We start from the raw sequence: 14,347 nt of genomic DNA, 5'->3' as shown, positions 1-14,347 counted from the left end.
CCGGTCCCATGCTGGCGCGCCTGCGTTTACTGTTGCTGACGTTCTGGCTCGGGTGCCTGGCGGCACCAGCGGTGCAGGCCGTCACGGTCGTGATCGTCAGCAGTGAGCGCAGCCCGGCTTATGCGCAGGCGGCTGAGGCCCTGGTGCGCGAACTTGAGCGCACAGGCTGGTCGCGCCATGACATGCTGCAGCTCACAGTCGCCGAGTTGGCTGGTGCCGGTGTGTTGACTCCCAAGCTGTTTGTGGCACTGGGTGCCCAAGCCGCCAATGCACTGGCGCCATTGAAGGCGCCGGTGCTGTGCGCGCTGCTGCTGCGCAGCAGTTTTGAGCGGGTCTTGCGCAGCAGTGGGCGCAAGGCATCGAGCCAGTTTTCGGCGCTCTATCTGGATCAGCCCCTGAGCCGGCAACTGGGGCTGATTCAGCTGGCCTTGCCCGAGGCGCGCCGCATTGGCGTGCTGTGGGGGCCCGAGTCGAAAACGCAGGCTCCCACTTTGAGAGCGCTCGCCCAGGCCCGCGGCTTGAGCCTGCGGGAGGCGGACGTCGGGCAGGGTGAATTTCTTTTTCCGGGCCTCAAGGCCGCGCTGGAAGGCGCCGATGTGTTGTTGGCGCTGGCCGACCCGCAGGTCTTCAACAGCAGCAGCATTCAAAATATCTTGCTGACTTCGTTCCGGGCGGGCGTGCCTCTGGTGGCTTTTTCACCCGCCTATGTGCGGGCCGGCGCCCTGCTGGCCCTGCATGTCACGCCCGAGCAAATCGGTCAGCAAGCGGCCCTCATTGCCGGTGGCGTCTTGCAGGGCAAGGCCTTGTCGGCCACGCCGCTGTATTCGCAGGACTTCAGCGTTGACGTCAATGAGCATGTGGCCCGTTCGCTCGGATTGAGGCTCGACGCCGTTGCTTTGCGCACACTGTTGCGCCAGCGGGAGGCAGCACCATGAAACTGGGCGGTATCCGCCACCGGATGTTGTTGGCCGCGGTGTTGCCGGTGGCCTTGATTGCCGTCTTGCTGGCGGCGGTGTTTCTGTTCACCCGCTTCGATGACATCAATGCGGCGCACCGCCAGCGCGCCGGGTCCCTGGCCCGCCAACTCGCCACTGCCAGTGAATATGGCCTGTTTTCAGACAACGTCAGCCAGTTGCGAACCTTGGCCGGTGCATTGCGCGAGGCTGACGTGCGCTCGGTCGCCATTGTGAACGCGCAGGGCCAGATGCTGGCGCACGCAGGCAAGCCCAGCTATCGGACACAGCCGCTGTTGGATCGGCAGGAGCGTGAACAGTTTGAGCCCGGCGCCGATCTGGACTTGTTGCTGCAGCCGGTTGCGGCCACTCAGGTTCCCCTGGACGACCTGTTTGACGCGCAGTTCGACACCGCCGGCGGCGCCGGTCAAGCCATGCCGGCGCCGCTCCTGCTAGGGCACGTGTTGATCGAGTTTTCACGCGAGTCGCTGAACCAGAGAGCGCGCCAGATCCTGTGGACGGGCATTGCCATCACCCTGGGCGGCCTGTTGTTCGGCGCCTTGCTGGCGGCGCGCTTGGGCCGTGGGGTGATTCGGCCCATTGCGCGGGTCTCCCGACTGATTGAACGCATCGGCGCTGGCGAACTGTCGGCGCGCGCCGAGGTGTTGCCGGGTGACCCCTTGCGTGAGGTACAGCAAGGCCTCAACGTGATGGCGCAGCGGCTGGAGTCCGGCCGGGATGAGCTGGAGCAGCGTATTGCCACGGCGACGCAGGCCTTGCGCGAGAAAAAAGAAGAGGCCGAGACCGCCACGCGGGCCAAGTCGCGCTTTCTGGCAGCGGCCAGTCATGACTTGCGCCAACCGATGCACGCGCTGGGCCTATTTGTCGCGCGACTGGCACAGTTGCCGCACGATGCGCCGACGACGCATTTGATTGGCAACCTGGAGGCGTCGGTGCAGGCGCTGCAGGAACTGCTCGATGGCTTGCTCGATGTTTCAAGGCTGGAGGCGCAGGCGGTGCAGGTGCAGTTGCGCCCCTTCCCGCTGGCTGATCTGTTTGAGCAATTGCGGGCCAGTCTGGCGTTGACCGCCCAGCAAAAGGGTTTGCGTTTGCGCGTGCGCCCGACGCAGGTTTGGGTGCTGAGCGACTCAGCCCTGCTGCACCGTGTTCTGCTCAATCTGCTGAGCAATGCCTTGCGCTACACGCACACTGGGGGCGTATTGCTGGCGTGTCGATCAGGCGCTGACGGCCAGCACGTCCGCATTGAGGTGTGGGACACCGGTATTGGCATCGCGCCGGAGCATCAGTCGGCGGTATTCAAGGAGTTTTACCAAATCGGCAACAGCGAGCGTGACCGCAACAAGGGCCAGGGGCTGGGGCTCAGCATTGTTGAGCACAGTGCGCGACTGCTCGGCTACCCCTTGCAAATGCGCTCCAGTCTGGGCTGCGGCACGCGCTTTAGCCTGTGCGTGCCACTGGCGCCGCCGGGCGTCGCCCTGGAGCGGCGCAGTCCGCTGCGGCCGCGCAACTTCGAAGACATCGCCGGCCTGCGGGTGCTGGTGATTGAGGACGATCAGCTGGTGCGGGAGGCGCTGATGAGCTTGTTGGTCTCGTGGCGGGTCGAGGTGGCGGTGGCAGAGGGCTTGGCCATGGCGTTGGCGCTGCTCAAAAGCGGCGTTGCGCCCGAGGTGATCGTGGCCGACTACCGTTTGCGTGATGGCGAAAACGGTATTGAGGTCATTCACCAACTGCGTGCTGCTGCCGGCCAGCCGATACCGGCCTGCCTGATCAGCGGTGACACTGACGCCACTCTGATGCAGGCGGCCGCGGCGGCATCGCTCACCCTGCTGCAAAAACCGGTGCGCCCGGCCAAGCTGCGCAGCTTGCTGCGGCGTTTGACCCGGTCGGCTCAGGCTGACGGTGGGAATGCGGTGTAGCCCTGGCGGCTGGCGGCCAGCACCAGTTGGGTGCGGCTTTTGACGTCAAAAGCGCGCAGCAGGGCGGTTACATGGTTTTTGGTGGTGTCGTCGGTCAGCGCCAGCGCTTCACTGATTTCCTTGTTGGAGCGGCCGTCCATCAGCAGGGCCAGGACCTCGGTCTGGCGCAGTGTGACTTGGGGCGCTGACTTGCCCGGGGTGGCGCCCGGCGTGAGCAGGTCCATGGGCACATAAACCTCACCCGCCAGCACCAGGCGCACGGCAGTCAGCAAGTCGGCGCTATGGGCGTTTTTGGATAGAAAACCGGCCGCACCGCTGGCCAGCGCCTTGCGCACCATCTGCGGATTGGCCATGCCCGAGAGCATGAGGATGGGGAGCTCGGGATGCGCCTGGCCCAGCACCTTGAGTGCTTCCAGGCCGTTCATGCCGGGCAGGTCGTAGTCCATCAGCACCAGATCAAGCTCAGGATGCAGGGCGGCCAGCTCAAAAGCATGCTCGCAGTGAGGCGCCTCCAGTACCTCGACCGGTTCGTTCAGCCCCTGGAGAACCTGGCGCAAGCCTTCGCGCACCAGGGCATGGTCATCGACAACGAGAATTTTCAGGTTATTCATTTTTTAGTTTGAGTATGCACCCGTCTGATGCCGGCAAAAACGTGCGCTGGGTCAAGAGCCGGAAAAAGGGGCTCGGGTTCGCGGCGGTCTGTGCCGCAAATTAGAATGAACCATGTTTATCCACCTTCGTTTGCACACTGAATTTTCCGTCGTTGACGGCACCAACCGCATTGCCGACAGCGTCAAGGCCGCGGCCGCTGACGGCCAGCCGGCTTTGGCTATTACCGACCTGAGCAATCTGTTTGGCGCCATCAAGTTTTACAAGGCGGCGCGCAAGTGCGGCGTCAAGCCGCTGATTGGCGCCGAAATCTGGCTCGAAGGCCTGGGCCAGGATGCCAGCGCGTTGTCGCGCCTGCTGCTGCTGGTGCAAAACAAGCAGGGTTACCTCAATTTGTCGGAGTTGCTGGCGCGCGCCTGGACGCAGCAGGGCAGCAAGGCGCAGGCCAGCGTCAAACTGGACTGGCTGAAAGAACTGGGCGAGGGCTTGATCGTCTTGTCCGGCGCCCAGGCTGGGCCGGTGGGGCAGGCGCTGCTGCAGGGCGATGTGGCGCGCGCGCTGGACGCCGCACTGCAGTTGGCGGGCCTGTTTACCCATCGGTTTTACCTGGAGTTGCAACGCGCCGGTCGTCCCGACGATGAGGCGCATGTCGTGGCCACGGTGCAATTGGCCGCGCGCGCTGGTTTGCCGGTGGTGGCGACGCACCCGATTCAGTTTGCCGGGCCGGACGATTTTGAAGCGCATGAGGCGCGCGTGTGTATTGCCGACGGTGAAATTTTGAGCAACCCACGCCGGGTGCGCCGCTTCACGCGCGAGCAGTATTTCAAGTCCAGCGCGCAGATGCAGGCGCTCTTTGCCGACGTGCCTTCGGCACTCGCCAACACGCTGGAGATTGCCAGGCGCTGCAACCTGACCCTGGTGCTGGACAAACCGCAGTTGCCGGACTTTCCGACGCCCGAGGTCAACGGCCAGCGCATGACGCCGGATGATTACTTTCGCTATGCCTCGCACGAGGGTCTGAAAGAGCGCATGGCCCATCTGTACCCGGATGCGGCGCAGCGCGACAAGGAGATGCCGCGCTACCTGGCACGGCTTGAATTTGAGCTCAATACCATCGTGAAGATGGGTTTCCCGGGCTATTTTTTGATTGTGGGCGACTTCATCAACTGGGCCAAAAACAACGGTTGCCCGGTGGGGCCGGGACGGGGCTCCGGCGCGGGGTCGCTGGTGGCCTATTCGCTCAAGATCACCGACCTGGACCCCTTGCGCTACAACCTGCTGTTCGAGCGTTTTTTGAACCCGGAACGGGTTTCGATGCCCGACTTTGACATCGACTTTTGTCAGACCAACCGCAACCTGGTGATTGACTACGTCAAGAGCAAATACGGCAAGGACGCCGTCAGCCAGATCGTGACCTTCGGCACCATGGCCGCGCGCGCTGCGGTGCGCGACGTGGGGCGTGTGCTGGACATGAGCTACACCTTTTGCGATGGCATCAGCAAGCTGATCCCGAACAAGCCGGGCGTCAGTGTCAGCCTGCAGTTGCCGCCACCGGATCGAAAAAAAGACGACAAAACGGTCTATGCCGTCGAGGCCGAGCCGCTGCTGGCTGAGCGCGAGGCCAAGGAAGAAGACGTCAAGACCCTGCTGGAGCTGGCGCGCAAGTTAGAGGGCTTGACGCGCAACGTCGGCATGCACGCCGGCGGCGTGCTGATCGCACCGGGCAAGTTGACCGACTTTTGTCCGCTCTACCAGCAGCCCGGCAGTGACTCGGCGGTGAGCCAGTTCGACAAATACGACGTGGAGGCCATTGGCCTGGTCAAGTTCGACTTTTTGGGCCTGGCCACACTCACCATTCTGGAGATTGCGCGCGACTTCATCATCGAGCGTCACCGGGGCCAGGAAAACTTTGCCTTTGAGAACCTGCCGCTGGACGACATGCGGGTCTACAAGCTGTTTCAGGACGGCAAGACCGAGGCCGTGTTCCAGTTTGAATCGCGCGGCATGCAAGGTATGTTGAAAGACGCCAAGCCGACCCGCCTGGAAGATCTGATTGCGCTCAACGCCCTGTACCGGCCGGGCCCGATGGACCTGATCCCCAGCTTTGTGGCGCGCAAGCATGGCCGCGAAGAAGTGATTTACCCGCACCCGCTGGTGGCCGAGATGCTGAGCGAGACCTACGGCATCATGGTCTACCAGGAGCAGGTGATGCAGACTGCGCAGATTCTGGGCGGCTATTCGCTCGGTGGCGCCGACATGCTGCGCCGCGCCATGGGCAAGAAAGACGCCGATGAAATGGCCCGCCAGCGCCAGATCTTCCGCGACGGTGCCGCCAAAAACAACATCAATCAAGCCAAGGCCGACGAGGTGTTTGACTTGATGGAAAAATTTGCCGGCTACGGCTTCAACAAGTCGCACGCGGCGGCCTATTCACTGTTGGCCTACCACACGGCCTGGCTCAAGGTGCACTACACGGCCGAGTTCTTTTGCGCCAACATGACGGTGGAAATGGACGACACCGACAAGCTCAAGGTCTTGTACGAAGACGCTTTGAAAATGGGCTTGACGTTTGAGCCGCCCGATGTGAACCGGGGTGGCAGCCGCTTTGAGCCGATCTCCGACAAGGTCATTCGCTATGGCCTGAGCGCCATCAAGGGCAGTGGCCAGCAAGCGATTGAGGCGATTGTGGCGGCGCGCGAAGGCCGCGGTGTGGGGCCCTCGGGTGATGTGGCGGGGCCGTTCAAGAGCCTGTTCGATTTTTGCGTGCGGGTGGACCGTTCGCGCGTCAACAAGCGCACGGTCGAGGCGCTGATCAAGGCCGGTGCGTTTGATGCCATCCAACTCAACCGCGCCAGCCTGCTGGCCTCCACCGACCTGGCGTTCGAGTTTGGCGCCGCCGCACTGGCCAACGCCAACCAGGGCGGTCTGTTCGACATGGACGATGACGCACAAGGGTCGAGCACGCAAGAGCCGGAGCTGGTGCAGGCCGTGCCGTGGGGTGTGAAAGAGCGCCTGACTTTCGAGAAGACCGCTGTCGGCTTTTATTTGTCGGGCCATCTGTTTGACGAGGTTGCTTTGGAAGTGCGCCGCTTTGCCAAGCGCCAGATCGACGACCTGATCGACATCCGCGAGCCGCAGTTGCTGGCCGGCATCATCACTGATTTTCGGGTGATTAACGGCCAGCGCGGCAAGCTGGCGCTGTTCAAGCTCGACGATAAATCGGGCGTGATCGAGGCCCGGGCCGATGAAGCGCTGATCAACGCGCACAAGAATTTGCTCAAGGACGACGAACTGGTGATCGTCATGGGCCAGTTGAAACCGGACCGTTTTTCAGGCGGTATGCAGCTCACGGTGACGCAGATTTGGGATCTGGAGCAGGCGCGCTGCCGCTTTGGCAAGTTTTTGCGGCTGGTGGTGAGCGCGCAGCCCGGCCAGGCACCCGACATCGCCCGCATGGCCCGGGACTACCCGCCGCTGCGCGAAGTCACCGAGCAGGGCGAGTTGCTGCGCGGCCTGGGCGTGCGGCTGTCGGTGACGTGCCAGGGGGAGGGCATTCGGGCTACGGCGGAGCTGCAACTGGGGGATCGTGCCAAGTTTTACCCCAGCAACGCGGCGCTGGCGGGCTGGCGAGTGCAGGCGGGGGCTGGTAAGTCTGACATTGTTTATGAGTGAAATCTGGCTGTAGCCCCCGTGTTATATGCTTGAGTGGCTATCGAATTTATAGTTATTTTTCCCCCACTCACTCCCCCAACCCCTCTCGCCCCGCCGGGCGAAAGAGGGGAGCTTCATGTGGCCGCGTTTTTGAAGGTGGGAAAAGAGACGAGCCGAGACACGCTGGCCGTCAAGTGGCGGCATGGCATGACGAGGCCGAGCACGCAGGCAGATGTTGCGTTGGTTTTCAACTCAGGCTTGGCATCAAGATAACCTCACAATTGGCTGGATCGGCCTGTTCATGGGTTGCCGTCACCTTGAGGCCAACGCGCCATCAAGAACCAATTTCCCACCATAAGAGACACGGCCAAATGTGGCTGTTGGCCCCTCTCTTTCGCCCGGCGGGGCGAGAGAGAGGCGGGGGAGAGTGAGTGGGGGCAGAACAGGCGTGAGCAAATGACAAAAGTCTTAACGTGAAATAACGTTCATCTCGCCCGACGCCCTGAAATCCTTGAAATTCAGTGAGATACAGCCGCCGCTTCCACCTGCCCCGACAGCGTCAACCACTGCTCTTCCAAGAGCTGCAGTTCGTCGTTGACGGCTTTCAGGCGGTTGCCCAGCTCGGCATAGTCGGATGGCGGTGGCGATTTGGAGAGCAGGCCCTCCAGAGAAGCACCTTCACCGTTGAGCACCGCCATGCGCGCTTCAAGCTGTTCGAGTTGACGTTTGGCGCCGCTGGACGCCACCTTGACCTTCGGCTTGGCCGCTGCTTCTGCCTGTGCTTTGCGCTCGGCCTTGGCCGCTGCGCTGCTGGCCTCCTTGATGGCTTCGCGCTGGCGTTTGGCTTCGTCGAGCAAATAGCGCTGGTAGTCGTCCAGATCACCGTCAAAGGGCTCAACCCCACCGCGCGAGACCATCCAGAACTCGTCGCAAACGGCGCGTAAGAGAGCGCGGTCATGGCTGACCAGCATCACCGTGCCTTCAAACTCGTTGAGCGCCATGCTCAGGGCTTCCCGCGTGGCCAGATCCAGGTGGTTGGTCGGCTCATCGAGCAGCAAGAGGTTGGGGCGCTGCCAGACGATCATGCACAGCACCAGCCGTGCTTTTTCACCGCCGCTCATGCTGCCCACGGCCTGCTTGACCATGTCGCCGCCAAAGTTGAAGGTGCCCAGGTAGCTGCGCAGGTCTTGCTCGCGCGTGGCCTGGCCGGCAATCTTGCCCAGCGCGGTCAGGTCCTTGACCAGGCGAATCATGTGTTCCAGCGGCGTGTCAGTAGGGCGCAGCACGTCGAGCTCTTGCTGCGCAAAGTAGCCGATGTTCAGGCCCTTGCCTTCGGTGATCTCGCCGTTGATCGGTTGCAGTTCGCGCGCGATTGTCTTGACCACCGTCGATTTGCCCTGGCCGTTGGCGCCCAGGATACCGATGCGCTGACCGGCCAGCACCGAGCGGCTGACGTTCTTGACGATCACGGTCGGCGGCGTGCCAACTGGCGCATCAACGGGTGGTGGGTAGCCAAAACTGACCCCCGTCATCGACAGCATCGGATTCGGCAGGTTGGCGGGCTCCTTGAATTCAAAGGTGAAGTCAGCCTCACTCAACAGGGGTGCAATTTTTTCCATGCGGTCCAGCGCCTTGACCCGGCTTTGCGCCTGTTTCGCCTTGCTGGCCTTGGCCTTGAAGCGGTCAATAAACTTCTTCAGGTGAGCAATCTTGTCCTGCTGCTTGGCAAACGCGTTTTGTTGCAGGTTCATCTGCTCGGCGCGCATGTCCTCGAACTTGCTGTAGTTGCCGCCGTAGCGCATCAATTTTGCCGCGTCGATGTGCAGCGTGACGTCCGTCACGGCGTCCAGAAACTCGCGGTCATGGCTGATGACGATCATGGTGCCGTCATATTTCTTGAGCCACGACTCCAGCCACACCAAGGCGTCCAGATCCAGGTGGTTGGTGGGCTCGTCGAGCAGCAGCAGGTCAGACGGGCACATCAGCGCGCGGGCCAATTGCAGCCGCATGCGCCAGCCGCCCGAGAAGCTGTTGACCGGGTTGTTGAGTTCGGTGGTCTTGAAGCCCAGCCCCAGAATCAGCGCTTGCGCGCGCGCCGGCGCGTCGTGCGCACCGGCGTCCTGCAGCGCCATGTAGGCGTGGGCCATGCGGTCGTAATCGTCGGTGGCCTCCGACGCGGTAACTTCCTGTTGCGCGGCCAGCAGCGTGGTGTCGCCGTCGACCACATAGTCGGTGGCGCTTTGCTCGGTCTCGGGCATGTCCTGCGCCACTTGGCCCATGCGCCATTGGCTGGGGATGAAGTATTCGCCGCCGTCTTCGGGCAGCGTGCCGTTGAGCAGCGCAAACAGCGAGGACTTGCCCGCGCCGTTGCGGCCCACCAGGCCGACTTTTTCGCCCGGATTGAGGGTGACGGAGGCGCCGTCGAGCAGCACTTTGGCGCCGCGGCGCAGGGTAACGTTTTTTAGAGTGATCATGCGGGAGGGGAGTTTGTGTCTGGGCCGGATTGGCCGAGCGGCAAACCGAGAAAAACAAGGTGAGCTTTGGAAGGCTCTCTGAAGGATGAAATGGGCACGAAGCCCAGTTGTTGATAGAGCGCGAGGGCCTGCGTGTTGTGCGGCCAGGTACAGATGGCCGCTGTCGCGTAGCCCGCTTGCCTGGCGCGGCTGATGAGCGCCTGGGTCAGTGCGCGCGCCAGTCCCTGACGACGAAAGCCATCCCGGACATAAACGCGCTTGATTTCTGCAATGCCGCTGTGCGCCGTGGCCGTATACGCGCCGCAACCCGCCAGTTCACCGCCAACGGTTGCCAGCACCACGGCGCCAACGGGCGCAGCGTAGCGCCCCGGCAACTGCTCGATGTCTTTCCAGATGGTGCTGTTTTTGGGGTCGTCGAGGTCGCGCGCAGCGTACTCCAGCAGCAGGCCTTTGAAAATCTCATAGTCTGCCGGGGTCGAAATATTTGTCAGCTGGAACAGTGCCTGCATGGTCTTTGTATTAGTCCTGCCGGGCTTCCCGGTTGGCCCTCAAGGCCTCCCGTGTCAGCAGCAGCACCTGGTCTTCACCGGCGCTGGTTTCCAGCCAGATCGCTTCCAGCTTGGGGAAGGCCGCTTCAAAGTGCTCGCGCTCGTTGCCGATTTCCAGCACCAGCACGGCGTCTTCATTCATGTGCTGCGGCGCCTCGCGCAAGAGCGTGCGGATGAAGTCCATGCCATCCTGGCCGCCAGCGCGGTTGCCGTCCAGCGCCAGCGCGGGCTCGGCGTGAAATTCAGGCGGCAGCTCGGCCATGCTCTGCAAGTTGACGTAAGGCGGGTTGCACAAAATCAGGTCGTAGCGGTCCGGCAGGTTGGCAAAGCCATCCGATTCGATCAGGGTGATGCGCCCGCCCAGGCCATGTTTGTCAACGTTGATGCGGGCCACCGCCAGGGCATCCTTTGACAAGTCAGAGGCATCCACCGTCACGTCCGGGTAAGCCATGGCCGCCAGCACGGCCAGGCTGCCGTTGCCGCTGCACAGGTCCAGCACGGCGTGGGTGGCATCGCTGAGCCAGTAGTCAATGCCGCCATTCACCAGCAACTCGGCAATCAGCGAGCGCGGCACGATGGCGCGCGGGTCCACGTAAAACGGCACGCCCATCAACCAGGCTTCTTGCGTCAGGTAGGCGGCGGGCTGGCGGGATGTGATTCTTGCTCTAATAAGAGTAGCTACCTGCTCTTGTTCCACGGGGGCTACAGGCCGATTTGCTACAAATTTCGGCGCATCAGGCGCATCTGCTGGCGGTGTATCGAGTGGTGTATCAAGCGGCAGCCCGAGTTGCCACAGCACCAGCCAGGCGGCTTCGTCAAAGGCGTTCTCAGTGCCGTGGCCAAACGCCACCCCGGCCTCAGTGAGCTGGGCGGCAGCCGCTTCGATCAGTTCCAGCACCGTCATGCGCTTATCCCCGCACTCAGGTTCTCCAGCACGCGGCGGTAGATGTTTTTCAACGGCTCGATGTCGGCGATGTTGATGTGTTCGTCGATCTTGTGGATGCTGGCATTGGGCGGACCGAACTCAATGACCTGGGGGCAAATTCTGGCAATAAAACGGCCGTCGCTGGTGCCACCGGTGGTGGACAGAACGGTGGTCAGGCCAGTCTCTTGTTTGATCGCGTCCACCACCGCGTCGACCAGTGTGCCGGGCTCGGTCAGAAACGGCGTGCCACCAAGCGTCCACGCCAGCTCGTAGTCGAGCTCGTGGCGCTCCAGCACCGCGGCCAGCCGGGTCTGCAGCGACTCGGGTGTGGACTCGGTGGAAAAGCGGAAGTTGAAGTCAATCACCACCGCACCCGGAATCACATTGCTGGCGCCGGTGCCGCTGTGGATGTTGCTGATCTGCCAGGAGGTGGGCGGGAAGAACGCGTTGCCCCGGTCCCATTCGACGCCCACCAACTCGGCCAGCACGGGCGCGACCAGATGAATCGGGTTTTTGGCCAGGTGCGGGTAGGCGATATGGCCTTGCACACCTTTGACCGTCAGGCGGGCGCTGAGCGTGCCGCGGCGACCGTTTTTGATCATGTCGCCGGTGCGCTCCAGGGAGGTGGGCTCACCGACGATGCAGTAATCGATGCGTTCGCCGCGCGCCTGCAGCGCTTCGCAGACTTTGACCGTGCCATCCAGCGCCGGGCCTTCTTCGTCGCTGGTGAGCAGAAAACCGATGGCCAAAGCCGTGTCCGGCTGGGCCGCCAAAAACTCTTCGACCGCGACGACGAACGCGGCCAGCGAGGTTTTCATGTCGGCCGCGCCGCGGCCGTACAACTTGCCGTCAAACTGGGTGGGCGTGAACGGATGGCAGCGCCATTGCTGCACCGGGCCGCTGGGCACGATGTCGGTGTGGCCGGCAAACACTACTAATTTGGTAGTGTGTTGCGCAGATTTGACGGGGGCTGCAGCCCGTTTCGCCCATAAATTGGTGACGCGGAAATCAGTCGGGCCGCTGGTGATGGTTTCACAGCCAAAGCCCAGCGGGGCGAGTCGCTCAGCGATGATTTGCTGGCAGCCGGCATCATCGGGTGTGAGCGAGGGGCGGGCGATCAGTTGTTCGGCCAGGTGCAGAGTTTTTGGCATCAGCTTCAAAGTGGGTGGTTCACGACCCGTGTTTCACGTCGAACGCGATTTCGGTGAAGGAGGGTTGATCATCCGGGTCTTCGGCGGGCTCGGGCGCTTGTGTCCGGGCGTTGAAGTCGTTTTGCAGGCGCCACATCAAATTGGTCGGCGAATCCGAGTTGAGCAGACCTTCCTTGCGGTCCACCACGCCTTCCAGGATCAGGCGTGCAATGTCTTGCTCGAAGGTCTGGCCACCTTCGGCCATCGACTTTTCCATGGCCTCCTTGACACCGGAGAAATCGCCTTTTTCAATCATTTCAGCCACCAGATTGGTGTTGAGCATGATTTCCACGGCCGGGATGCGTCCGCCGGCTGTGGTGCGAAGCAGACGTTGCGACACAATCGCCTTGAGCGAGGCGGACAGATCGCCCAGCATGGTCTGGCGTACCTCGACCGGGTAAAAACTCAGGATCCGGTTGAGCGCCTGGTAGCTGTTGTTGGCGTGCAGGGTGGCCAGGCACAAATGGCCGGTCTGGGCGTAGGCAATGGCCGCCGACATGGTTTCCCGGTCGCGGATTTCGCCGATCATGATCACGTCCGGGGCCTGGCGCAAAGCGTTCTTCAGCGCGATCTGGGTCGACTGGGTGTCGCTGCCAACCTCACGCTGGTTGACCACCGAGCGCTTGTTTTTGAACAAGAACTCCATCGGGTCTTCAATCGTCAGGATATGGCCGGTGGCGTTGGCGTTGCGGTGGTCAATGATGGAGGCCATGGTGGTGCTTTTACCGGCACCGGTGGCACCCACCATCAGCAGCAGGCCACGCTTTTCCATGATCAACTGGCCCAGAATCAGGGGCACACCCAGCGTATCAAGCGCTGGGATGTCGACCGAGATATAGCGGATCACCGCCGCTATGGAGCCGCGCTGGCGCATCGCGCTGATGCGAAAGCGGCCGACGCCCGCCAGCGACCAGCCGATGTTGAGCTCATTCAACTCTTCGAGTTCTTCGAGGCGGTTGGGTGGCAGTATTTCGGCCAGCAAATTGCGCGGTGCCTCGGGCGGCAGCATCTGGCTGTTGATCGGGACGCATTGGCCGTTGATGCGGATCAGGGCTGGCGAGTTGGAGGACAAATAAACGTCGGACGCTTTTTTCTCGCTCATCAGGCGAAGAATTCGCTCCATGGTGCCGGAGGTGCCCGGTGTTGCGTTTGGTGCGCTGGTTGCCATGCTTGCGTCCCGGTTTCTATGCGTGTGGGGGTAGAAAAAAATCAGTCGCGCAGCAGGTCGTTCAAGCTGGTTTTGGCCCGTGTCTGTGCATCCACCCTTTTGACGATGATGGCCGCGTACAGGCTGTATTTGCCCTCGTTCTTGGGCAGGCTTCCGCTGATGACAACCGAGCCACTGGGGATGCGGCCATAGCTGACGGTGTCGGTGGCGCGGTCATAAATGGGCGTGCTTTGCCCGAGGTAAACGCCCATCGAGATGACCGAGTTTTCTTCCACGATCACGCCTTCCACCACTTCGGAGCGGGCGCCGATGAAGCAGTTGTCCTCGATGATGGTGGGGCCGGCCTGCATCGGCTCCAGCACGCCGCCAATACCAACACCGCCGCTCAGGTGCACATGCTTGCCGATCTGCGCGCAGGAGCCCACGGTGGCCCAGGTGTCGACCATCGTACCTTCATCGACATAGGCGCCGATGTTGACGTAGGACGGCATCAGGATCACGCCCTTGGCCAGGTAACTGCCGCGCCGCGCCACTGCCGGTGGCACCACGCGCACGCCCGACGCCTTCATGGCTTCTTCGTCGAGGTGGGCAAATTTGGTGGGCACCTTGTCATAAAAGCCCAGATCACCGGCTTTCATGACCTGGTTGTCGGTGAGACGAAAGCTCAGCAGCACGGCTTTTTTGATCCACTGGTGCGTGGTCCATTGGCCCACGCTCTCGCGGGTGGCGACGCGCAAGCGCCCGGCGTCGAGGTCGGAGATGACGTGTTCGACCGCATCAAGCACTTCTTTGGGGGCGGCGGCGCTGGACAGATTGGCACGGTCTTCCCAGGCTGCGTCGATGATGGATTGCAATTGTTGCGTCATGAAAATTCTTCTCGGGAGGTGAAACC

10 protein-coding genes are annotated in these 14,347 nt (G+C 62.3%); 3 read left to right on the top strand and 7 right to left on the bottom strand.

Translation table 11 applies throughout. From position 1 onward, the window contains the following. The first annotated feature begins 8 nt into the window (after positions 1-8). A complete protein-coding gene (locus WA157_RS11405; RefSeq protein WP_422621070.1) occupies positions 9-935 on the top strand; it encodes an ABC transporter substrate-binding protein in 927 nt (308 codons plus the stop codon). Then, positions 932-2,890, top strand: coding sequence for an ATP-binding protein (locus tag WA157_RS11400; RefSeq protein ID WP_422621069.1), 1,959 nt, complete (start codon positions 932-934; stop codon positions 2,888-2,890). The genes WA157_RS11405 and WA157_RS11400 overlap by 4 nt, the downstream gene beginning before the upstream one ends. On the opposite strand, the gene WA157_RS11395 is transcribed toward WA157_RS11400, so the two are convergent. Next, positions 2,863-3,501 (bottom strand): response regulator, encoded by a 639-nt coding sequence (locus WA157_RS11395; protein WP_422621068.1) that lies wholly within the window; start codon positions 3,499-3,501, stop codon positions 2,863-2,865. The two genes, WA157_RS11400 and WA157_RS11395, sit on opposite strands and share 28 nt — an antisense overlap. Before the next feature lie 112 nt (positions 3,502-3,613). Here WA157_RS11395 and dnaE point away from each other — a divergent pair, with 112 nt between their 5' ends. Next, complete coding sequence (dnaE, locus tag WA157_RS11390; RefSeq protein WP_422621067.1) at positions 3,614-7,171, top strand: DNA polymerase III subunit alpha; 3,558 nt, start codon at positions 3,614-3,616, stop codon at positions 7,169-7,171. A gap of 497 nt (positions 7,172-7,668) precedes the next feature. Here dnaE and WA157_RS11385 read toward each other — a convergent pair whose 3' ends face one another. The 6 genes from WA157_RS11385 to dapD are packed head-to-tail and all read right to left on the bottom strand — an operon-like array spanning position 7,669 to position 14,321. Then, positions 7,669-9,624, bottom strand: a complete 1,956-nt coding sequence (locus WA157_RS11385; protein ID WP_422621066.1) for an ABC-F family ATP-binding cassette domain-containing protein — start codon at positions 9,622-9,624, stop codon at positions 7,669-7,671. Then, a complete protein-coding gene (locus WA157_RS11380; RefSeq protein WP_422621065.1) occupies positions 9,621-10,133 on the bottom strand; it encodes a GNAT family N-acetyltransferase in 513 nt (170 codons plus the stop codon). The genes WA157_RS11385 and WA157_RS11380 overlap by 4 nt, the downstream gene beginning before the upstream one ends. A 10-nt stretch (positions 10,134-10,143) precedes the next feature. Beyond that, complete coding sequence (prmB, locus tag WA157_RS11375; protein ID WP_422621064.1) at positions 10,144-11,076, bottom strand: 50S ribosomal protein L3 N(5)-glutamine methyltransferase; 933 nt, start codon at positions 11,074-11,076, stop codon at positions 10,144-10,146. Beyond that, entirely contained in the window at positions 11,073-12,248 is a 1,176-nt protein-coding gene (gene dapE, locus WA157_RS11370) for a succinyl-diaminopimelate desuccinylase (RefSeq protein ID WP_422621063.1), read from the bottom strand. Before dapE ends, prmB begins: the two co-directional genes overlap by 4 nt. Positions 12,249-12,267: 19 nt before the next feature. Then, complete coding sequence (locus WA157_RS11365; RefSeq protein WP_422621062.1) at positions 12,268-13,455, bottom strand: PilT/PilU family type 4a pilus ATPase; 1,188 nt, start codon at positions 13,453-13,455, stop codon at positions 12,268-12,270. Between the two features lie 41 nt (positions 13,456-13,496). Next, positions 13,497-14,321, bottom strand: a complete 825-nt coding sequence (gene dapD, locus WA157_RS11360) for a 2,3,4,5-tetrahydropyridine-2,6-dicarboxylate N-succinyltransferase (RefSeq protein WP_422621061.1) — start codon at positions 14,319-14,321, stop codon at positions 13,497-13,499. Between the last annotated feature and the right edge of the window lie 26 nt (positions 14,322-14,347).

Origin of the sequence: Rhodoferax ferrireducens (assembly GCF_049302455.1) — a bacterium.
In the GTDB taxonomy this organism is placed as follows: domain Bacteria; phylum Pseudomonadota; class Gammaproteobacteria; order Burkholderiales; family Burkholderiaceae_C; genus Rhodoferax; species Rhodoferax ferrireducens_B.
This window is presented reverse-complemented; position numbering and strand designations above follow the sequence as displayed.